This is a genomic window from Flavobacterium jejuense (assembly GCF_006491595.2).
Lineage (GTDB): Bacteria > Bacteroidota > Bacteroidia > Flavobacteriales > Flavobacteriaceae > Flavobacterium > Flavobacterium jejuense.
Window position 1 is genome coordinate 298462 of the sequence record NZ_VEVQ02000003.1, and the last position, 22833, is coordinate 321294.

At 31.7% G+C, this 22833-nt stretch carries 17 protein-coding genes and 1 tRNA gene; 11 read left to right on the plus strand and 7 right to left on the minus strand.

Annotated features, from left to right (window positions below; all coding sequences use genetic code 11):
- Nucleotides 1-319: 319 nt before the first annotated feature.
- Nucleotides 320-946 carry a DUF1266 domain-containing protein gene (locus tag FIA58_RS06395; RefSeq protein WP_208022767.1) on the plus strand — a complete coding sequence of 209 codons (627 nt, stop codon included), beginning with the start codon at nt 320-322 and terminating at the stop codon, nt 944-946.
- 28 nt (nt 947-974) lie between these two features.
- Nucleotides 975-1442, plus strand: coding sequence for a hypothetical protein (locus tag FIA58_RS06400; RefSeq protein WP_140961333.1), 468 nt, complete (start codon nt 975-977; stop codon nt 1440-1442).
- Nucleotides 1443-1516: 74 nt separating this feature from the next.
- Here the strand turns inward: FIA58_RS06400 and FIA58_RS06405 are convergent, their stop codons facing one another.
- The 3 genes from FIA58_RS06405 to FIA58_RS06415 form a co-directional block, all read right to left on the minus strand.
- Nucleotides 1517-2254, minus strand: a complete 738-nt coding sequence (locus tag FIA58_RS06405) for a LytR/AlgR family response regulator transcription factor (RefSeq protein ID WP_140961335.1) — start codon at nt 2252-2254, stop codon at nt 1517-1519.
- Complete coding sequence (locus tag FIA58_RS06410) at nt 2254-4443, minus strand: tetratricopeptide repeat protein (protein WP_140961337.1); 2190 nt, start codon at nt 4441-4443, stop codon at nt 2254-2256. The genes FIA58_RS06405 and FIA58_RS06410 overlap by 1 nt, the downstream gene beginning before the upstream one ends.
- Nucleotides 4444-4629: 186 nt before the next feature.
- Nucleotides 4630-4704 (minus strand) — tRNA-Pro (locus FIA58_RS06415).
- A 128-nt stretch (nt 4705-4832) separates the two neighbouring features.
- Here FIA58_RS06415 and udk point away from each other — a divergent pair.
- The 5 genes from udk (at nt 4833) to FIA58_RS06440 (ending at nt 12080) form a co-directional block, all read left to right on the plus strand.
- Nucleotides 4833-5441, plus strand: a complete 609-nt coding sequence (udk, locus tag FIA58_RS06420; protein WP_140961339.1) for a uridine kinase — start codon at nt 4833-4835, stop codon at nt 5439-5441.
- Between the two features lie 13 nt (nt 5442-5454).
- Entirely contained in the window at nt 5455-5796 is a 342-nt protein-coding gene (locus FIA58_RS06425; protein ID WP_243754643.1) for an FtsB family cell division protein, read from the plus strand.
- Nucleotides 5797-5926: 130 nt separating this feature from the next.
- Nucleotides 5927-7291: a methylmalonyl-CoA mutase subunit beta gene (locus tag FIA58_RS06430; protein ID WP_140961341.1), complete on the plus strand. Its 1365-nt coding sequence runs from the start codon at nt 5927-5929 to the stop codon at nt 7289-7291.
- 3 nt (nt 7292-7294) lie between these two features.
- The gene (scpA, locus tag FIA58_RS06435) at nt 7295-9424 is read left to right on the plus strand and encodes a methylmalonyl-CoA mutase (protein ID WP_140961343.1); all 2130 of its coding nucleotides are present in this window, start codon (nt 7295-7297) and stop codon (nt 9422-9424) included.
- Between the two features lie 262 nt (nt 9425-9686).
- The gene (locus tag FIA58_RS06440) at nt 9687-12080 is read left to right on the plus strand and encodes a T9SS type B sorting domain-containing protein (RefSeq protein ID WP_165928868.1); all 2394 of its coding nucleotides are present in this window, start codon (nt 9687-9689) and stop codon (nt 12078-12080) included.
- Between the two features lie 60 nt (nt 12081-12140).
- Here the strand turns inward: FIA58_RS06440 and FIA58_RS06445 are convergent, their stop codons facing one another.
- The 3 genes from FIA58_RS06445 to FIA58_RS06455 form a co-directional block, all read right to left on the minus strand.
- Nucleotides 12141-13049 carry a glycerophosphodiester phosphodiesterase family protein gene (locus tag FIA58_RS06445; RefSeq protein WP_140961347.1) on the minus strand — a complete coding sequence of 303 codons (909 nt, stop codon included), beginning with the start codon at nt 13047-13049 and terminating at the stop codon, nt 12141-12143.
- 110 nt (nt 13050-13159) lie between these two features.
- Nucleotides 13160-13624 carry a hypothetical protein gene (locus FIA58_RS06450; RefSeq protein WP_140961349.1) on the minus strand — a complete coding sequence of 155 codons (465 nt, stop codon included), beginning with the start codon at nt 13622-13624 and terminating at the stop codon, nt 13160-13162.
- A 184-nt stretch (nt 13625-13808) separates the two neighbouring features.
- On the minus strand, nt 13809-17075 hold the full coding sequence (locus FIA58_RS06455) for a VIT domain-containing protein (protein WP_140961351.1): 3267 nt from the start codon (nt 17073-17075) through the stop codon (nt 13809-13811).
- 116 nt (nt 17076-17191) lie between these two features.
- Between FIA58_RS06455 and FIA58_RS06460 the strand changes: the two genes are divergently transcribed.
- Complete coding sequence (locus tag FIA58_RS06460) at nt 17192-18319, plus strand: methionine aminotransferase (protein ID WP_140961353.1); 1128 nt, start codon at nt 17192-17194, stop codon at nt 18317-18319.
- Nucleotides 18320-18431: 112 nt separating this feature from the next.
- On the opposite strand, the gene FIA58_RS06465 is transcribed toward FIA58_RS06460, so the two are convergent.
- Nucleotides 18432-20060, minus strand: coding sequence for an amidohydrolase (locus tag FIA58_RS06465; RefSeq protein WP_140961355.1), 1629 nt, complete (start codon nt 20058-20060; stop codon nt 18432-18434).
- A 522-nt stretch (nt 20061-20582) separates the two neighbouring features.
- Here FIA58_RS06465 and FIA58_RS06470 point away from each other — a divergent pair.
- Genes FIA58_RS06470 through FIA58_RS06480 form a run of 3 tightly spaced genes read left to right on the plus strand, consistent with a single transcriptional unit; the run spans nt 20583 to nt 22819 of the window.
- Nucleotides 20583-21347 carry a ParA family protein gene (locus tag FIA58_RS06470; RefSeq protein WP_140961359.1) on the plus strand — a complete coding sequence of 255 codons (765 nt, stop codon included), beginning with the start codon at nt 20583-20585 and terminating at the stop codon, nt 21345-21347.
- A gap of 6 nt (nt 21348-21353) precedes the next feature.
- Complete coding sequence (locus tag FIA58_RS06475; RefSeq protein ID WP_140961361.1) at nt 21354-22250, plus strand: ParB/RepB/Spo0J family partition protein; 897 nt, start codon at nt 21354-21356, stop codon at nt 22248-22250.
- On the plus strand, nt 22250-22819 hold the full coding sequence (locus FIA58_RS06480; protein WP_317167878.1) for a DUF5683 domain-containing protein: 570 nt from the start codon (nt 22250-22252) through the stop codon (nt 22817-22819). Before FIA58_RS06475 ends, FIA58_RS06480 begins: the two co-directional genes overlap by 1 nt.
- Nucleotides 22820-22833: the final 14 nt, after the last annotated feature.

Consider the following 22833-nt stretch of genomic DNA (forward strand, 5'->3'; position numbering starts at 1 on the left):
TAGATTATTTTACACTATTTCTTTTGTAATCTACTTAAACTTTCTAATTGTAGTAATTAAAAAAACTATGATTAACTGTACACCTATTAACGAATATGTAGTCAAATACTACGCATTTATTTCATAAAGCTTCTAAAATAAATTCTCTATTTTATACATGAGGCCAAGCATATACCTTTGGCAAAATAAAAAAATCAGTAGTAATAATGCTATTCTTAACAGAATTTCCCACTTATCATACTAATAGAAACTATTCTAAAGGTGAGGTAAGTACTACTAAAATAAACTCAAATAAATAATTATGAATACTTTAAAAAAAATGAAAATTGTACTTGTTGTTTTACTGCCTTTTTTAATATTACAATCCTGTGGTTCTAGTTCTTCAGAGAAAATAGAAGACGAGCAATTGAGTAGTTTTATGTTAGGAGGAATTTACTTTTTCAATGGTTATGGAGGTACAAATGCAGTAGCTGACATGATGATTGATGCAGGTTATACAACTGATAAAGAACTAGTTGGTGGTTACAAAGAAATACTTGAGTTTCCTTTTGAAACCTCTCAAGCATCAGGTATTAAAAGCGTTTTTAAATCTATGTGGAACATCTCTAACAAGGAGCAGCTTCTAGAAAGCATTAATGATCTCAAAACTAGAGAACATACCTATAAAGCTTGGGATTATGCAAGAATAGTTAATAATGCTAATATGGGATATGCCTGTGGATTTCTAACGAAAGAAGAAGTAAAAAAAATAACACTAGAAATACTTCCTTTGGCTAGAAAAAAATTCAAAAACTGGGACGACTATTTCACAGACTTCAATAAAGGTAGAATAGATTGGAATTCAGAAGATAAAGATAGTGAAACTTATGAAAAAATAGCAAACACAATCACTAAATATGACCATTCTATTTACAAAATATTACCCTTAAACACAGATAAAGAGTAAAACTAAGTCTTATTTAAACTAATTCAACATGAAAGTAACAACATTTAGAGCATTTGATAATCCTACACTAGAAGAAGTAGAAAAGCTACTAAAAGAGAAACTCGGAAATAAATACGAATTAAAATTATCTAGAAAATCAACCCATCTTGCTGGCAAACTAATTACTGGTTCAACTACCGATGCTATCACGGTAATAAAAAACGCATATCATAGAACAAAAGTAAATGTTACAACTATTGATGATGCATCTTCAAACACAGGAAAACATACATCAATCTATTTCTCTGAAGCTACTTTAGCTGGTTGGCTACTTTTATTACACAATCAAGCTGGTTTATTAGGTCGTCTCATAATTCGTTTAATATATGGGAATTCAGATGCTTTTTATGAAGAAATTGATAGCATAATAAAAACAAACATCAAAGGAGAAGAAGAAACCAAAGAGGTAGGTTTAGGAACTTTGTTTAAAAAGAAAAACAAGACTAACCTAAAATAAAAAGTCTTAAACCAATTTCACAATGTCTAGTCCTTATTAACCTTAAAAGTTTATTTAGGACTAGACATTACCATTTAATTTTTATTCCAATTTAAAAACGAAGTTAAAAAAGACTCTTTTTTACGAGATGATACTGGCACTTTTTTTCCATTTTTCAAATGAATTACTCCAGATTTATCATATTTATCTATAAATTTTAAATTCACCATAAACGATTGATGAGGGCGTAAAAAATTTGCTTTTAAAAGACGTTCTTCAAATTCTTTTAAGGTTTTTGAAACCACATATTTTTTATCATTACAACAATAAAAAGTAGTATACCCTTTATCTGACTCACAAAACAGCAATTCATTTAAATCAATCACTTGAAAACTATCATGAAACGATAGTATTAATTGATCTCCGTCACTTTTCCAAACCTGCTTTACAGTATTTATTTGTTGTTTTTGTTGTTTAATTGGCATCTTGGAAACTTTTTCCAATGCTATCTTAAGCTCTTCTATATCAACAGGTTTTAAAAGATAATCTACTGCTCCTATTTTCAATGCTTTCAAAGCATATTCTTCATAAGCGGTAATAAAAATAATTTTAAAGGATAGATTTTCAGTTTGCTCTAAAAAATCAAAAGCAGTACCATCTAAAAGATTAATATCTAAAAAAATCAAATCAGGTTTACAAGCATTCGCAACAACTACTGCATCTTTCACAGATTCACACTCACCTATTACCTGTATTTCTGTATCTATTAATTGTAATAAATTAAGTAATCCTTTTCTAATATAAGCTTTATCTTCTATCAATAATGTTTTCATTATGCTACATATATTTTATAAGGGATTACTAAAGTAACTATAGTTCCCTTTTCATTATATTGCTGTCTATCTTCTACAGTAACAGAACCTTTCATTTTAAATTCTTTAGATAAAATCTCCAATCGCTCAGAAGTAATAGTGGTTGCTAAAGATTTTTTATAAGGCCTAACGCTTTCTTTTTGAGCATTAATTCCAATACCATTATCTGTAATAATACAAATTAAACTTTTACCTGAAAACTTGAGCTGAACATCTATTTTTTTATTCTCATTTTGATTTTTAAAACCGTGTTCAATGGCATTTTCAATAAAAGGCTGAATAAGCATTGGTGGAATTTTAAATAACGCTACTGCAATTGTCTTATCAACTAAAATACTATACCTATAAGATTCATTTTCTAAATTTTGAAGAGCTAAATAATTCTCAATAGCAATTAGTTCTTGAGAAAGCAAAACCATAGTATCTCTAGAATTCTCTAAAGTTATACGGAGTAGTTTTGAAAATTTAGACAGATAATGGATTGACTTCTCCTCTTCTTTATTTAAAATAATACCTTGTAATACTGATAGTGAATTAAATATAAAGTGAGGTGTCATCTGGGAACGCAATAATTTTTGTTCTATTAAACTATTCTGATTTTTTGATCTTATGTTTCTTAATTTTAAAAAAAAGATAATTACTGCTAAAAGGATAGTAATTATTAAAAAAACGATAACTCCTAAAAGTAATTTTTGTTGTGATTTTTCTAAATCTTTTGAAGTCGCTTTTACAGTTTTAGTCAATTTTATCTCTCTTTTTTCGGCATTTTCTAGTTCGTTTTTGTACTTGTATTCATATTCTATTTCTGTAATTTTTTTAATATTTTCCTTATTTAAAAGACTGTCTCCTATAATTTTATATTGCTCATGATTTTCAAGAGCTTTTTTGTAATCCCCTTTAATTTTATAAATTTTATAGAGCATTATATATGCCTCTTTTTTATGTAATAAAACTTTGTTTTTTTCTGCTAACTTTTCTAATTCTCTGGCATTAAGTAAAGCTAAATCATATTTTTTCATATCAAAATAGGTTTCCGCCAAACCTTGGTAAGAATCTAATAAATCTAAAGAAGTATAATCTAATGCATATATTTCTAAAGCTTCTTTAAAACATTTCAAAGCCTTAGCATGTTTTTTAGTCTTTAAATAATTGAACCCAAGCCCATTAATAGCTGTAACTAAATTTACATTATCATCAATTTCTTGACTTAAAGCTATCGATTCTAAATAATATGCCTCTGCACTTTCATAATTTTTTTTATCATAAAAAACACCCGCGATATTATTTTTTAAAGCCGTAATATTTTTAACATTAAAACTTGCTGCTTTTATTGCTAGTGCTTTGTTGTAAAAATGCAATGCTTTATCATATAAATCTTTAAGTCTATACGTATTTCCAATATTAATATACGATTGAAATATTCCAATAGAATCTTTAATTTTTTGAGCAATATATAATGATTCATTATTATACTTTAAAGATTGAGAATAATTACTTTGTTCATAATAAACCGTTGCAATAGAATTTAAACAACTAAGCATTCCAAGAGAATCTTTATCTTTTATATTAATATTTAATACTTTATTAAAATTGTTTTTTGCTTTTTGGTAATCTCCAATACTTGCATAAATATTACCCATATTATATAAATAAGTATTAATACTTTCTTTATTACCTAGTTTTTCAGCAATAGCTTTTCCTTCTTCATAATTTTTTAAAGAAAGTTTATATTCTCCTTTATAATCATATAAGACACCTAAGGCATTTTTACATTTTTCTATGCCATTTAAATCATTTATAGTTGTATAATGTTTTATTGCATTGTTTAGGTTATCAATTGCAACTTCAAAATTTGCCTGCTCCATATAAACAACCCCTTTTACATACGAACAACGAGCAATAAATTTTATAAATTTTAACTCTTTAGCTAGTTTTAAAGATTCTACTACATAAGCAATAGCTTGAGGAGGGTCATTTCTATAATGATAAAGAGCTAATTGATTTAAAAATTTTACTCTAGTAGTATCTTTTTCTTGATGAATTTGCAATTCCCTTTTTAAACTATCAATCTTTTTTTCCTGCGATTGCAAGCTTACAATAAAAAAGAAAAAAAGAAAAGTAAAAAGAATCTGTTCTTTAATAAACTCCATATGACTATAAATTACCCATTTTATTATTAAAAAATAGATTTTCTAAATATACCCATTCATGATAAATTCTATGTAAAGTTCATATTATAAATATTTTACATTTCCAAAATCCAAAAAACAGTATTTCTCTTTCTACTCTTGTTTATCTCAAATAAAAAAACCTTTCTGTTTCCAGAAAGGTTTTTGTCGGGGTGGCAGGATTCGAACCTGCGACCTCCTGCTCCCAAAGCAGGCGCGATGACCGGGCTACGCTACACCCCGTGAATGCGGATGCAAATATAACACTAAAAACAATACATACAAATAAAAAATATATTTTTTTTAGTTCATAAAATATAGACATATAATTAAAATCAAATACTTAAATTTGCCTGATAAAATAAATCAAAATGTTAATAATAGGAATAGCTGGTGGTACAGGAAGTGGAAAAACAACTGTAGTGCACCAAATCATGAATGAATTACCAGCAACAGAAGTTGGAATTATATCACAAGACTCATATTACAAAGAAACACACCATCTTAGTTATGAAGAACGTACTAAAATAAATTTTGACCATCCTAGAGCAATCGATTTTGATTTATTAGTAGCTCATTTAAAAGACTTAAAAGCAGGAAAAACTATCGAGCAACCAATCTATTCCTTTGTTACACATGATAGAACAGATGACGTTATTGTAACACATCCAAGAAAGGTAATGATAGTAGAAGGCATTCTTATCCTTACAAACCCTGAACTTAGAGAAATGTTTGATATTAAAGTTTTTGTACATGCCGATTCTGATGAACGATTAATCAGAAGACTTAAACGAGATATTGCAGAAAGAGGAAGAGATATGGAAGAAGTATTAAATAGATATCAAAATACATTAAAACCTATGCATCAACAGTTTATCGAACCTACTAAAGCATATGCAGATATAATTATTCCTAATGACAAGTACAATACCGTTGCAATTGATGTAGTAAGAGCAGTAATCAAACAACGAATTCATTAATTTTTAAATCGAATTGAAAAAAATAAAAGCCATATTAACCCGATTTAAATTTCTTAAATTATTAGGAAACAGGTACATTATTGTATCTGCTTTTTTTATAGTATGGATGCTTATTTTAGACAATAATTCACAAATAGAACATCAGGTTCTAAACAAACAAATAGAAGAATTAGAAGACAACATAGATTACTATAAAACCGAAATTAGAAAAGATAGTATTCGCATAAAAAAGTTAAAAAATTTAGATCAAATTGAAAAATATGCGCGAGAAAAATATTACATGAAGCGCGAGAATGAAGATATCTATATTATAGAATTTGAAGGAGAACAAAAAGAAGAACAAAACGATTTTTAATTTCATTAGAAGTCAATCTTTCTGATTTCTTTTAAACCATTTTCCTGCTGTCCGCACTACAAGGTAGTTTGCTCCCATCAGGACTAATAACAAACTAAAGGAACTTTTTAAACCATTAAAAAAAGAACTAATGGAAAGTCAAAAATTATTTCAAGAATTTGCTCCCATCTCTTCAAAAGAATGGAAACAAAAAACACAATTTGAACTCAAAGGAGCCGATTATAACGATACTTTAATTTGGGAAAGTTTAGAAGGAATTAAAGTAAAGCCTTTTTATCACAAAGACGAATTTGAAAACAAGGTATCAGTACACACCAATGTATCTCAATTTAAAATTGCGCAAAACATTTTTGTTCACGACATAGCAAAATCTAATAAAAAAGCATTAGACACTTTAAATAGAGGTGCAAACAGCATTCGTTTTACTCTAGAAAATGAATCAATTTCTATAGTTGAGTTAATGCAGAATCTTCCATTAGAAAACACTCACTATTTTTTTTATTTGCCATTTTTATCAAACGATTTCGTAAATCAAATAAGCGAATTTGCTTCTAAAAATAACGCACAAATTACTATACAAACAGATCCAATTGGGCATTTAGTAAAAGAAGGTAATTGGTATGAAAATCTAGAAAAAGATTTTCATAAATTAAACACAATTGCTTCAAAAACAATCCTTCCATTTTTAACTATTAAAACAGGAATCTATCAAAATGCAGGAGCCAATATGGTGCAACAATTGGCATACACTTTAGCACATGTTAATGAATATTTCAATAGAGTTTCAAACCTAAAACAACCTATTTTTATAGAAGTAGCGATTGGAACCAATTACTTTTTCGAAATTGCCAAACTAAGAGCATTACGTATTCTTTTCAACACATTAGCCAAAGAATACAACCACAATTTCGATTGTCATATTCTAGCAACACCAACTAAAAGAAACAAAACACTATACGATTACAATGTAAATATGCTTCGTACCACAACTGAGTGTATGAGTGCCATTCTTGGTGGAGCAAATACTATTGCTAATTTACCTTATGATGCATTATACCATAAAGACAATGAATTTGGAGATAGAATTTCTCGCAATCAATTGTTGGTTCTAAAAAACGAAAGTTATTTTGATAAAGTAAACAATCCAGCAGATGGAGCCTATTATATAGAATCCCTTACAGAACAATTAGCAGAAAAAGCGTTAGATCTTTTTAAAGATATTGAAGTCAATGGAGGTTTGATTACGCAATTAATCGAAGGAACCATTCAGCGTAAAATCAAAGAAAGCGCTCAAAAAGAACAAGAGTTATTCGATTCAGGCAAAGAAATTTTATTAGGAACCAATAAATATCCTAACAAAAACGATAAAATGAAACAGGATTTGGAATTATTTCCCTTCGTAAAAACGCATTCTAGAAAAACATTAATTACTCCTGTAATTGAAAGACGTTTAGCTGAAAAATTGGAACAAGAACGCTTAGCACAAGAAGAATAAGCTATGAGAAAAAACATACAACATATAACTTTAGAAAATTCCAAAAATGAAATTCCAAATTCCAATTCATTGGAGAAAAATTTTCTAACGGCAGAAAACATAGAAGTAAAATCAACCTATTCTAAAGAAGATATTGAAAACTTAGAGCATCTCGATTTTGGAGCTGGTTTTGCACCAAATCTTCGTGGTCCTTATAGTACAATGTACGTTCGTAGACCTTGGACAGTGCGTCAATATGCAGGATTTTCTACAGCTGAAGAAAGTAATGCTTTTTACAGAAGAAATTTAGCTGCTGGACAAAAAGGACTTTCAGTTGCCTTCGATTTAGCCACACACAGAGGTTATGATTCTGATCACGAACGCGTTGTGGGTGATGTAGGAAAAGCTGGTGTAGCTATCGATTCGGTAGAAGATATGAAAATATTATTTGACCAAATCCCATTAGATGAAATGTCGGTTTCTATGACTATGAATGGTGCCGTTTTACCAATTATGGCTTTCTACATTGTCGCTGCCGAAGAACAAGGTGTGGCTGCCAAATTGCTTTCTGGAACTATACAAAATGATATTCTAAAAGAGTTCATGGTTAGAAATACCTATATCTATCCTCCAACTCCTTCCATGAAAATCATTGCTGATATTTTCGAATATACGAGTAAAAACATGCCTAAATTCAATTCCATATCTATTTCAGGTTATCACATGCAAGAAGCTGGTGCTACTGCTGATATTGAGTTGGCTTACACTCTAGCAGACGGATTAGACTATATTCGAACGGGCTTAGCTGCAGGTATGGATATTGATACTTTTGCACCTCGTCTTTCTTTCTTTTGGGCCATTGGTATGAATCATTTTATGGAAATTGCTAAAATGCGAGCTGGAAGAATGCTTTGGGCAAAACTAGTCAAACAATTCAACCCAAAAGATGAGAAATCATTAGCATTAAGAACACATTGTCAAACTTCTGGTTGGAGTTTAACTGAACAAGATCCTTTTAATAACGTAGCTCGAACAGCTATTGAAGCTTCCGCTGCTGCTTTTGGAGGTACACAATCATTACATACTAATGCATTAGACGAAGCCATTGCTTTACCAACCGATTTCTCTGCTAGAATTGCTCGAAACACACAAATTTTTTTACAAGAAGAAACTAAAATCTGTAAAACGGTTGATCCTTGGGCGGGAAGCTATTATGTGGAAAGTTTAACCGCTGAAATTGCAGAAAAAGCTTGGACCTTAATTGAAGAAGTAGAAGCTCTTGGTGGCATGACAAAAGCCATTGAAGAAGGAATCCCAAAACTAAGAATAGAAGAAGCGGCAGCTAGAAAACAAGCTCGTATTGATAGCGGACAAGATATTATTGTTGGTGTTAACAAATACAGACTAGAAAAAGAAGATCCTTTACACATTCTAGATGTTGATAATGAAATGGTACGCAAGCAACAATTAGAGTTGTTAGCCAAAATAAAAGCAGAAAGAAATCCTGAAAAAGTAAAAGAAACTTTAGCAAAATTAACAGAATGTGCAAAAACAAGAAAAGGAAATTTATTATCTTTAGCCATAGAAGCAGCTCGTGAAAGAGCTACGCTTGGAGAAATTAGCGATGCTTTAGAAGCAATATTCGGAAGGTATAAAGCACAAATTAGAAGTTTTAGCGGTGTGTATAGCAAAGAAATAAAAAATGACGAAAGCTTTGAAAAAGCCAAACAATTAGCTGATGCTTTCGCAAAGAAAGACGGACGTCGTCCTCGTATTATGATTGCTAAAATGGGTCAAGACGGTCACGATCGTGGTGCAAAAGTAGTAGCCACTGGTTATGCTGATGTAGGTTTTGATGTGGATATTGGTCCATTATTTCAAACTCCTGTAGAAGCTGCCAAACAAGCCGTAGAAAATGATGTACACATTTTAGGAGTTTCCTCGTTAGCTGCTGGACACAAAACACTAGTTCCTCAAGTAATTGCTGAATTGAAAAAATACGGTCGTGAAGATATTATGGTAATTGTAGGTGGAGTAATTCCAGCACAAGATTACCAATTCCTTTTCGATGCTGGTGCTGTAGCTGTCTTTGGTCCAGGAACCAAAATTAGTGAGGCTGCCATTAGTATTTTGGAGGTTTTATTGGAGGATTAATAAATACAGGTAACACAGTTGCTGAACGAAAACGTAATAGCGACCTTTACAATACCTCAACATATACCAATAGCTTAGTTCACGAACTAAGCTATTGGTGTTTAAAGCAACAACTTGTAACTACTTAATGATTAATTAATCTAAGTTTCTTTTGAGCATTATAGTTTCCGTATAGTTTTTATACGCTACATTTTATATAATTCTAAAAATTAAGGCACTATATTTAGTAAATATGTTTTTAGTTTTTACAATTTTAGCAATAATGAAAAAAAGATACTTTTTATTCCTACTTTTAATCAACTATACAGTTACTTTTGGACAACTAGGCTTTTGTACTGGTAGCAAAGGAGCTCCGGTTTTTACAGAAAATTTTGGTAGTGGCACCAATTATGGTCCACAACTGGTAGCAGGTGTTACTAACTATACTTATGTAGCCAGTGGATTTCCACAAGATGGTCAATATACCTTATATAATAGAACTAATTTAATTCCTAATTCACAAAACTGGCATTATTCATTAGATCACACTCCAGATAATGAGCCTGATGGCACTAATGGAAAATCTCTAATTGTAAACGCTAGTAATACTCCTGGACAGTTTTACAGACGAGGGGTTACCGGTTTGTGTAGCAATACTACTTTTGAATTTTCAGCATGGCTTTTAAATATTTATAATGCTGCTTCTGGTGGTTGTCCAGGAACTGGAATTCCTATTAATGTAACTTTCGAAATTTGGAATGCTTCCGATACAGTTCTTTTACAATCTGGAAATACTGGAAATATTAATGGAACTACTACTCCTATTTGGACACAATATGGATTGGTTTTTACTATGCCTGCAGGGCAATCGGCTGTGATTTTAAAAATGAGGAATAATGGTTCTGGTGGTTGTGGTAATGATTTAGCAATAGATGATATTGCTTTTAGTTCGTGTGGTGATTATTCTAGTATTACAAATACAGCAGTTGGAGGAAATTCAGTCACAATTTGTCCCAATGAGACTATAATTAATAATACCTTACAAGTAACCACTTCTGGGTCCTCCTCTTATTTTTACCAATGGCAACAAAGTACCGACAATATTACTTATACTGACATTGCTGGACAAAATACAGCTACATTCACAATACCCACAACAGCAACAACTACTTACTATCGAGTGAAAGTAGCGCAAGACATTGCTAACATAAACAATAACTTCTGTTCTACTTTGTCAGACATTTATATAGTTATCGTTTCACCTTTACCGAATGCACCAGTGAGTAATGGAAATCAATACAACTGTAGTAATACAACAAACCCATTAACAGTTTCAGTAAATGCAAATGAAAGTGTCAATTGGTATGATGCTCCAACAAATGGCATGCTACTAGTTACAAACTCAACTTCTTATTCGCCTACAACTGCTGGAACCTATTATGCAGAAACGATAAATGCAACTGGTTGCAAAAGTGATACTCGTACAGCAGTTACTTTAGAACCTATGATATCTGTTTCAAACCTAGGAAACACAACTATTTGTTCTGGAGAAACTTCTGTTATTTCACTTTCTGCTTCAGTAGCAAATGCTACTTTTAGTTGGACCGTTTCACAGACTGATGTTTCAGGAGCTGTTGCTGGAAATGGAACTACAATTTCACAAACCTTAACCACAACTGGAACCACAACTGGAACAGTTACTTATACTGTAACTCCATCTCTAAATGGATGTGATGGCACTCCAGAAAACATAACGGTAACTGTTAATCCATCACAGACGATGACACCTGTTTTTCCTGCAATTCAAAATATGTATTGCATTGGTGCTATTGCTCCTACTTTACCGACTACTTCTTCAAATGGAATCACTGGAACTTGGAACCCTAATACAATTGACACAACAACATCAGGGACTACAACTTATGTTTTTACTCCACAAGCAATTCAATGCACTACTATTGCCACTTATTCCATTGACATCATAGTAGATTCTGGTTTTACTCCCAATTTTACAGACATATCATTTTGTTTTGGGGTAACACCTCCTGTTCTAAATTCAATTTCACCAAATGGAATTACCGGAAGTTGGAATCCTTCAACAATAGACAATACCGATTCAGGTTCGCATACATTTACACCTGATGCTGGTCAGTGTGCTGTTCCTATAACCATACAAACTACAGTACTTCAACCAACATTGGTAGACATTTCATATACTACATCAGCCACTTTTTCGGAAAATCAAATCATTACCGTTTTGGCTACAGCCAATGGCAATTACCTGTACCAATTGGATCAAGGTCCCTTTCAAGAAAATAATGTTTTTCAAAACGTAAGTAGTGGTTTGCATACTATAACTGTTATTGATGCTAATGGCTGTTCTGCCTCTTTATCTGAAGAAGTTTTGATTGTGGGTTATCCAAAATTTTTTACCCCAAATGGCGATGGATACAATGATACTTGGAACATATCAGCAGTGAATACATTCTCTGATGCTAAACTATTTATTTTTGATCGTTATGGAAAATTAATCAAACAGATTGCAACTAATGGCTTAGGATGGGATGGTACTTTTAATGGAGAACAGTTACCCGCAACGGATTATTGGTTTGTTATCGATTTTATTGAAAATGGCAATCCACAAACTTTTAAAGCACATTTTAGTTTAAAGCGATAAGAAATAAAAAAGTCCTAACTTCAATAAGTTAGGACTTTCTCTTTATAATTTAAAGGCGTTTTAGTTAATTGCACTACTTTTCAATTGATGCTCTTTGATATAAATAGCCATTTGTTGCGCCACTTCAACAGGTCTATCACTTGAAATAATCATGACACCTGCTTTTACAATATCTAGATATATTTTATCCCCATTAGCTATAGCACTTTTATCTAAATTACCCATAGTTCCAGAAATACACGTAATTCCTTTTGCTTTCATATACTCCATGACTTCTGATTTTGGGAATGTAGTTCCTACGAAAGCTACCATGTTTTCCGCTTTTACTCCAAGGTTTTCCATACGTTCCACATCTTCTTTTCCTCTTGCCGAAACCGAAAGCATTATATCTGGAGCTAAAGTAGCTACCTCAGCCGCTTGATTGGCATTATATGTAATAATAATCGAATAGTTTTCTGCTTTATTACGTCTTACAGCCTCTACAATCATTTTGAAAGGCACGCCTCTTTTTACATCTAAAGTATAGACTACTTTTCCTTTTCCCCATTGCAAAACGGCATCTAAGGTTTCAATTTTATACGAAGTACGATTCCCTTCATTGTCTTCTAAAAACAATTCTTGTAATTCTTTGTAAGTATAGTCATTAATATTTCCTGTTCCTGTTGTAGTTCTATCCAAAGTATTATCGTGCATCATTACTAAAACCGAATCTTTGGTTAAAGCAATATCAGTTTCAATTACTGCAGGATTGTATTTGATGGTGTTTTCAAAAGTAGCGGTACAATTTTCAGGAAAACCAGTTGTTGGACCACCACGATGAGCACTTACTACTGGATAAAAGTTACTTGAGGCTCTAAAAAAAGACTTAAAATCATTGTTGTTTTCAAAATGTAACGTATGTAACTTATCTTGTGCTATTACTGAAAACACACTAAAAAGTGCGACTACAAAAACCAATATTCTTTTCAAAATAGTATTTTTAAAATTTGAAGCACAAAAGTAGGTATTCTAAAGATTCTTGCAATTGAGCAACTGTTAATAAATCGATAAATTATTTTAGAAAAAGACCAACCATAAACTTAAAGTTTTGGAGGATACTTTTCTAAGAATTGATTTGGCTTAAGAGTATGAACAAGTAAAAATTCCCCGTCTATTTTTTTTAAATAAAAATAGTAATAAAAATTATCACAATAACTATTGTTTTTACTACATTCAGTACTTTTAATTAATACTTTCCAAACAGAATTTTTATTTACTAATTTTGAAGTAACACTAAATTCTTTTATATTTTCCTCTTTACATATATAGTCATAATAAATTAAAGCTATTTTTTCAGCCATTTCATTAGTAGAAATTGCATCATAAGCACTAACTCTGTTAGAGCTAAACTCTTTTTTAAATAAAGATTTCTCAATTATATATGTATAATCACCGTCTTGTGTACTTAATGGATCTTTATTTAAGTTAAGCGTTTCGCTTTTATAGTTATTCCTTGAACAGCCACTAATCGTAATAACGATAAAAAATATTAATACTTTTTGCATACTTTTTTTAAAATTATTTACTTTTTTTGATTTCTACTGAAATTGTGTTTGATAAACAAAAAGCACTATTCTAGCCCTGATAGTAGTGGCATCCTTTTCTTTTTTTCTTTAAAAAAAGAAAAGATAGAACGGATAGCAGGACTACTTTTCTTTCGAAGGGCTATTTTTCTGCTCCTAAAAAATATTACTCTATTTCAATTTCTGCTAGATTCTGATTTTCTTTTACTTTTCCTAATTGGATGGTTTGTAACGTACGTTCTATTTTACCATTTTTTCTTTTGATATAAATTTCCACCATAACAGTTGCTGGACCGCTTTCGGTTAGTTTAGTTTCTCCGTAATAATTTGTTTTTATCTTATATTTTCCTTTAATAGCATTACGTAATAAGTACTGTTCTGGTCCGTAGCCTTGGGTGAAATCTTTAGAAAATCGGGCACCTATATCTGTACTGGTGTGGGAATAATAACATTCTTCCCCTGTTGGTTCTATGATATGCAAATCGATATCGGTGTCCATTTGGTTCCAATTCAAAATGATACGCACATCCACTGGAATGTGTTCTAAATATTTTTTTTCTAACTTACCAGTATTGATATTTTTATGAGAGGCAACTATTCGGTTGATGTCCATTAGAATAATATCTTCAATTCCTTGATAAACACCACTCATTTCTCCGTAATAATTGGTTTCCAAAGCGGTTAGTAAAGCATCAAAAGCTTCTTGATACAATTTGTTATCTTCTAATGTTAGTGCCAAATCTCTATGCGATTGGGGTTCGTGTGTTCTCCAAGTCACAATTTTTTTCGCAACATGCAAAGCCATTTCATTCGCTTCCCACTGACGCAATAAATACAATAAGGATTTGTATAATTGGTGATTTTCTAAATCCAATTCGGCAATGTTGCTCAATATTAATAACGCATTTGCTCTATCCCCTTTTTCGTAGAAATGATTGGCTACATCAAAATAAAAACTTGGATTATTTTTGTTGACTTCTCGCAATTGCAAATACAAAGGATATTTTTCTTCCTTAGTTACTTTTGCTAAGGCTTTTAGATAAACTCTATCTGGATTCCAACTGCTTTTTTTCACACTATTCCTATTCTGTAAAGTGTTTGCATTAGTATTAAAAATAGAATCAGTTGTAATTGCAACTCCAGCAACTTGTCCAGCTAAAGCTTGCTCATAATTTAATCCTACTCTTAATTTGGAATCATTTTCTTCTCCATCATAATATTCATAAGCTCTATCTACATTTTCATCATTTGCTACGTCAATTTCTTGAGGGACTGGAGGTGCACTAACTGTTCTTTGCGCTCTTCTTCTTTCTCTTCTATTTCCTCTGTCTTCAGAAGCGTATGCAGCAACTACAACTTCTTGTAAATCCGAACCGTCGTTTTCAAGAGTAATCGTGTAATTGGATGGAGATTCTATTCTAATTTCTTGCGCTCTTAAACCAACAAAACTGACAACCAACACATCACCAGTCTTAGCACTTAAACTCCCATTACCATCAAAATTGGTACTAGTACCAATAGTAGTATTTTTAACTTGAACAGTAGCTCCTGCTAATGGACCTAATGCATCACTAACTGTAACTGTAATGTTTCTAGATAATCCAGTAGGATTGGGTTGTAAATTGGTATTTGCTGTAGTATTACTTCCTTTATTCTTTCTGAATTTTCCAAATTTCGGCTTTACATATTTAATATCTTTCTTCCACCAAGAGGACAAGCCCTTAAAATAACTATCAATATTGTTCCAATTACTCTTTTTTGTAGCTTCTCTTTCCGCTAATTGGTTCTTTTTTATTTTGTCGAACTCTTCTCTTAATTCTGCTGGTGGAATAATATCATATAAAATATAATCGTTAATATCTTCCAATACAATTAAAGACGTATTTGGCGTAATGATACCATATTTTTTACCCATGGTTTCAATTGCTTCCGCATTTTTCTCATACTGAATCTCCAAATTGGCTATCTTTTTCTGTGCCCAAAGTTTTTCCACACTAATTTCTGCTATAGCTTGGTTCTTTACGTCTAATTGGATTTTCTTTTCCGAAAGCGTATTGGCATCATAACCAAATAATAATGTAATTTCATTAGTTGGCAATAGCGAAATACCCGAAACACTAAAATTATCAGTCACCGAAGTGCCAATCATTGGATAAGTTTCTACTAATGTAGGATTATTTTTGACACCAAAAAACAATAAATTCTTATATAATAAACGGTCTAAAGCTTCTTCTGTTTTTACTTGATTTAAATTTACAAATGTGCCACCCGTTTGCATCGCATTGTAATTCAGAAAAGCATAATCAGCTGTAACGGAAGAAGTAATCGTGTACACCGCTTGTTTGGTTTCAGGCAAAGTAGCGTCACTCAAAGTGGATAAACCATCTGTAAAAAATAGTATTTCGTCTTTTTTAGGAAAAATAATTTCCGAAAAACGAGTACCTCCATCATAGGTTACTTTTTCTAAAACACTTCGTAAAGCTGACCAATCTCCATTGGTAATGATAAAGTCGGATTTTTTATCAAAAGTAAAACCTACAAAATACAAACTAACCTCAACTTTACCTAACTTTTTAAAGTATGCCTCTAATAGATCCAATTCTTTTTTTGTATCTCTCTTAGCACTACTCAAAGATACATCCCAAAGTAAACCGATTGATTTTGGTAACGCTTTGGCTTTCTTTTCGGTTTCCAAATGCATATTAGCATAGAAATAATACTGATTGTCATTGGCTTGCGCAATTACCGTTGGAATAGCGGAAGTAATGGGTATTTTTACCAATAATTTATCATTAGGTAAATAATTTTTTTGTTGGATTTTGGCTTGGTAAATGGTGTTGAATTTCTCTATTGTAATTTCTTTACCATCATTGGTAATAATTGGTTTTTCATTTGACCCAACTACTGTAACTTCTAATTCGAAATCATCTATTTTCTTCGTATAAGCACTTACCATTTGATAGCCTAAAAAAGAAGTATCATAAGTAGTCAATTCTTGTTCGTACCCAATAATTACAACGCGTTCTTTATTGGGTAAAATAGGATAAATACGGGTTTTAAAGCTGTTCCCTTCTACTCTTTCTAAAAGTCCTGGATCTACTCTCCTATGCTCTATGGCTTCAAAAACTTGCTTTCCTTTGTTTTTATTCACTGGAACCGCTTCTCTCATTTTTCCATTAATATCAATGGCATAACGAGACACCGAAACGCCTTCTGGCAACGGAAACAATAATTCGGCTTCCATGTCACGAGAAGAAGCATTGAAAAAATGCATTTCGGTTGTAGTATAAGCTATATTTCCTACTACTTTCACATTTACTTTAAGCTGGCTCAATCGCACCAAGGAAGAGTCTTTGTCTTTAACAGTAAGTTGCGGATTTTGTCCCAAAACAAATTGGCTTACAAACAGGAGAAACAGTATTACTTTTTTCATGTTACTATCTTTTTAAACAGAGGTTATAAAGATATAGAGTATATTTTAAATGAAAAGGTTGGGATGAAGGTAAAATTTATCAAAAAAAAATTACTTTTGTTTTTATACTACATTTTATGTCAAAACTACCCAACATTCCCACAAGTATTTTCTCTGTAATGTCTCAATTAGCGAATGCACATGGGGCTATTAATTTATCGCAAGGGTTTCCTAATTTTCCTGTAGACGAACGCTTATTACAAATTTCGGAACGTTTGCTTCGCGAAAATGTACACCAATATACACCTATGGTTGGTTTACCTTCGTTGTTGGATAAAATTGCAGTCTTGACAGCAAAAAACTACAAACGAAAAGTGAACACGGCTAGCGAACTTTTAATTACTGCGGGTGCCACACAAGGTATCTTTACTGCCATTAATGCCTTAGTCAATCATGGAGATGAAGTAATTATTTTGGACCCAAGTTATGATAGTTACGAACCTTCGGTTTTAGTAGCGGGTGGAAAACCCGTTCGAATTTCGTTAAATGAAGATTATTCTCCCAATTTTAATACAATTGAAGCAGGAATTACTGCTAAAACAAAACTAATCATTGTAAATAATCCGCATAATCCAACGGGTAGAATTTGGACGGAAAGCGAATTTGAAGCTTTGGAAACTGTATTAGATAAACATCCACAAATTTTACTCTTGAGTGATGAAGTCTATGAATACATTTCATTTACTCATCCACATATCTCAGTAAATATTCGTCCTAAATTAATAGAGAAGACCATTATTGCTTCTTCTTTTGGAAAGTCTTTGCACGTTACAGGTTGGAAAGTAGGTTATTTAATTGCTCCTGAAAAAATCATGAATGAGATTAAAAAAGTACACCAATTTTTAGTATTTAGTGTCAATAGTCTTTCGCAACACGTCATTTCGGAATACTTAGATGTCGTTGATTTTAAAGAAATTGCCAACATGTATGTGCGCAAACGTAATTTATTTCAAGAGTTACTAAAAGACAGTCGCTTTGAATTATTACCTTGTGAGGGAACGTATTTTCAAGTAGTAAATTACAAACAAATTAGTACGAAAAACGATATGGATTTTGCGAAAGAATTAATCACAACGCATGGTGTGGCTTCGATTCCTATTTCGGTGTTTTATAAAGATGCAACCGACAAACAAATGCTTCGTTTTTGTTTCGCTAAAACAGATGAAACATTGATAGCAGCAGCTGAGAAGTTGAGCAGAATTTAGTTTTCTGTTGTCGATTGTAGGTTTTAAGCTCTAACAAATTAAGAACAAACACAGATTGCACTAATTTTTACAAATTTATTTGTGTTAATTAGTGCAATCTGTATCTGAATCATTACTTAACTTGCTTTCCTTTTATATAAACCTTTGTTGGTAATATATAAGGTACTTTATCAATAGGCATGGTCATAATGTCTTCAGAGAAAATGGTAAAATCGGCCCATTTTCCTTTTTCTAGACTGCCTTTTTCTTTTTCTTCAAAATTAGAGTAAGCTGCCCAAATGGTCATTCCTTTTAAGGTTTCTTCTCTTGTTAAAGCATTTTCCATTTGGAATCCGTTTTCTGGGTAGTTTTTTAAATCTTTTCTTGCTACTGCTGCATAAAACGTTAGCATTGGGTTAACCTCTTCGATAGGGAAATCGGTACCAAGTGCTATTAAACCTGCTTTGTCTAATATTTTTTTATAGGCATACGAATTTTTAATTCGGTCTGAACCTACTCTGTCTTCTGCCCAATACATATCAGAGGTAGCGTGTGTAGGCTGTACTGATGGAATAATTCCTAAAGCAAAATAATCGAAATCTTGTTCTTGCATAATTTGTGCATGTTCTATTTTCCATCTTCTATTGGGTTTGTCTTTTAAAATTTCTTTGTAAATTTTTAATAAAACCGTATTCGTAGAATCACCTATCGCATGAGCGTTCATTTGGAAATCAGAGCTGGCAATTTGTTGGGCAATTCTTCTAGTCTCTTCAATAGGATTTAACAAAGCTCCAAATTGTTTGGGTTTGTCACTATAAGGCAAATGCAAACAAGCTCCTCTAGAACCCAAAGCTCCATCTCCCATAAATTTAAACGAACGAACATTTAATTTATCGGTTTTATAAATTCCTTTTTTGGTGTAATAGTCTAAATTTTCTTTTGTAGCAAGTGCCATCGCATAGATATTCAAATCTAGTTGATTGGCTTTTTGTAAACTATCGATTAATTCGATAATATCTCTTTCCAAACCTGCTTCATTCAAACTAGTTATTCCATAATTAAAGACTGTTTCTTGAGCATCTTTCAAAGCTTGAATTTTAGTTTTTAAATTAGGTTCTGGAGTAATCGCTTTCATCAATTCCATAGCATTATCAACTAAAATTCCTGTTGTTTTACCCGCAATCACTTCGATTTGACCTCCTTCAATTTTAGTAATTGGTGTAATTCCTGCTAATTCCAATGCTTTGCCATTTACTAACATGGCATGACCATCGATTCTAGTTAGTACTATCGGAGTTTCTGGAAATAAGGAATCTAATTTTTCTCTAGAAGGAAATTCTTTGTTTTCCCAATCGTTTTGATCCCAACCTCTTCCTTCTATAAAATCGACTTTCTTTTCATTTTGAAAGGCTACAACTCTTGCTACTACTTCGTCATAACTTTTTGTATCTCTCAAATTAACTGTTTGCATAGTAATCCCTAAACGATACAAATGAGCGTGAGCATCATAAAAACCTGGATATACAAATTGGTTTTTAGCATTTATGGTTTCTTTTGGTTCATACTTATCGTTAATTTCATTGGTTTTTCCTGTGGCAATAATTTTACCTTCTTTAATTGCTAATGCTTCAACAATCTCAAAACTATTGTTTACAGTGTAAATTTTAGCATTAGTAAGAATTAAATCGACCAATTCTTTCTTGGGTGAACACGAGAATGTAGTAATTAGTAGTAAAAAGGCAATTGTTTTTACGGTTTTCATGTTATAGTTGTTTAAAAAACAAATTTATAAGAATATCTTGATTTTTGCTAGCTTGAGAACTTATTTACCCTACCTTTACTAAAAACATAGAAATTATGGCAAAGAGTCAGGATGCTAAGAAAACAGCAAAAAAAGAGCCTACTAAGACAGCTAAAGAGAAAAAAGCTGAGAAAAGAGATAAGAAAAACAGTCCTAAAAGAGACATTTAATCACAAACACGATTCGGTTCGTGTTTTTTTTGTTTTAAAAAGTAACTTTTCTATTTTAGCCCCGATAGAAACGATATCCTTTTTTACTATTGCATTTTAACTCCATTCTATGTAACAATAGTAAAAAAGATATAGTGAATAGCGGGAAAGAATATATCCTAAATGAAGATGTGGTGCTCCCAAAAAAAGAAATTAAAGTAATTTATTCTTTAAAACAAAGGGCTTCAAATACTTTAATGTATTGTTAACAAATTTGAGTTGAAAAAACCATAAATAATTGTATTTTTACCACTCAAAAATTTTTTATAGTCAAATGGGTAAAATCATAGCAATTGCAAATCAAAAAGGTGGTGTAGGAAAAACAACAACGTCTATTAATCTTGCTGCGTCACTGGGTGTTTTAGAAAAAAAAGTGCTCTTAATCGATGCTGATCCTCAAGCAAATGCTAGTTCGGGATTAGGTATTGATGTGGAAAGTGTAGAGATAGGTAGTTATCAGGTTTTAGAACACAGTAACACTCCAGATGAAGCTACCATAGTTTCTACAGCTCCAAATGTTTGGGTTATACCAGCACATATTGACTTAGTAGCTATCGAAATTGAGCTAGTGGATAAAGAGAATCGTGAATACATGCTTAAAAAAGCATTAGAGTCTGTTAAAGACAAATATGATTACATTCTTATTGACTGTGCTCCTTCACTAGGCTTACTAACTTTAAATGCACTAACTGTTGCTGATAGTGTTATTATTCCTATCCAATGTGAGTATTTTGCATTAGAAGGATTAGGAAAGTTATTAAACACTATTAAAAGTGTTCAAAAAATACATAATCCAGATTTAGACATTGAAGGTTTATTGCTAACGATGTATGATTCTCGTTTGCGTTTATCGAACCAAGTTGTGGAAGAAGTTCAGAAACATTTTAACGATATGGTTTTTGAAACGGTTATCCAAAGAAATATTAAATTAAGTGAAGCACCAAGTTATGGAGAAAGCATTATCAATTATGATGCCACCAGTAAAGGAGCAACCAATTATATTAATTTAGCGGAAGAAATTATCAAGAAAAATAAGTAGTAAAAGATGGCGAAAGCAGAAAAAAAACAAGCATTAGGAAGAGGATTATCGGCTTTATTAAAAGACCCTTCAAACGATATTAAATCGGTTGAGGACAAAGGTGCTGATAAAGTAGTAGGTAGTATTATTGAGCTTGAATTAGATGCAATTGAGATAAATCCGTTTCAACCGAGAAGTAATTTTAACGAAGAAACCTTAAAAGAATTAGCAACTTCTATTAAAGAATTAGGAGTTATTCAACCGATTACTGTTCGTAAATTAGATTTTAATAAATTCCAATTAATTTCTGGAGAGCGTAGACTTCGTGCTTCTAAATTAGCTGGCTTAGAAACTATTCCCGCTTATATTAGAATTGCTAATGATAATGAGTCATTAGTAATGGCTTTAGTAGAGAATATTCAACGCCATGATTTAGATCCTATTGAGGTAGCACTTTCTTATCAAAGATTAATTGATGAAATAAGCTTAACACAAGAAGAATTAAGTGATCGTGTAGGAAAAAAACGTTCTACTATTACTAACTATTTACGTCTTTTAAAATTAGATCCAATTATTCAAACAGGAATGAGAGATGGTTTTATTTCTATGGGACATGGTAGAGCTTTAATATCTGTTGAAGATGATGACGTTCAATCTGATATTTATCACAAAGTAGTGAGCCAAAATCTTTCTGTGAGAGAAACAGAAGCTTTGGTAAAAAAATACCAAGATAGCTTAAAACCACAAGCAGCAAAGCAAACTTCAAAAAGTTTTGAAGTAGGTGAAACAGAACAAAAAACATTTACTGGATTTTTTGGATCAAAGGTTGATGTTAAAGTTGCCTCTAATGGTAAAGGAAAAATTACTATTCCTTTCCATTCAGAAGAAGATTTTAATCGTATTTTGAAATTGATTAATAATTAGTGAAACAACTATTCATCATATCTTTTTTTTGTTTGCTTTTTAGTAATACAGGTTTAGCACAAGAGGAAATTTCTCTAACTGTAAAAGACACTGTGACAACTAAATACAAAGAAATAAACCCATTATCACCAGCAAAAGCAGCATTCTATTCAGCTGTTTTACCTGGTCTTGGACAAGCTTACAATAAAAAATACTGGAAAATTCCTTTAGTTTATGGAGGTTTAGGTTTAGGGATTTATTATTACACTTGGAATAATAAAAAGTATCACGAATTTAGGGACGAATATAAAGGACGATTAGACGGAACCATAAAAAAAGGTAATTCTTCTATTTATGGTGCTCTAGATAATGATGGATTAATTAGAGGACAAAAATTCCACCAACGAAATCGTGATTTATCAGCACTTATTACTGCTGGAATTTATATTTTAAATATCATTGATGCTAATGTAGATGCTCATTTACTACAATTTAATGTAAATGAAAATTTATCAGTAAGACCTGAATTATATCAAAATGAAACTGATTATCAATTCAAAACTGGACTAAAACTCACTTATAACTTTTAACATTTCATTGGCTA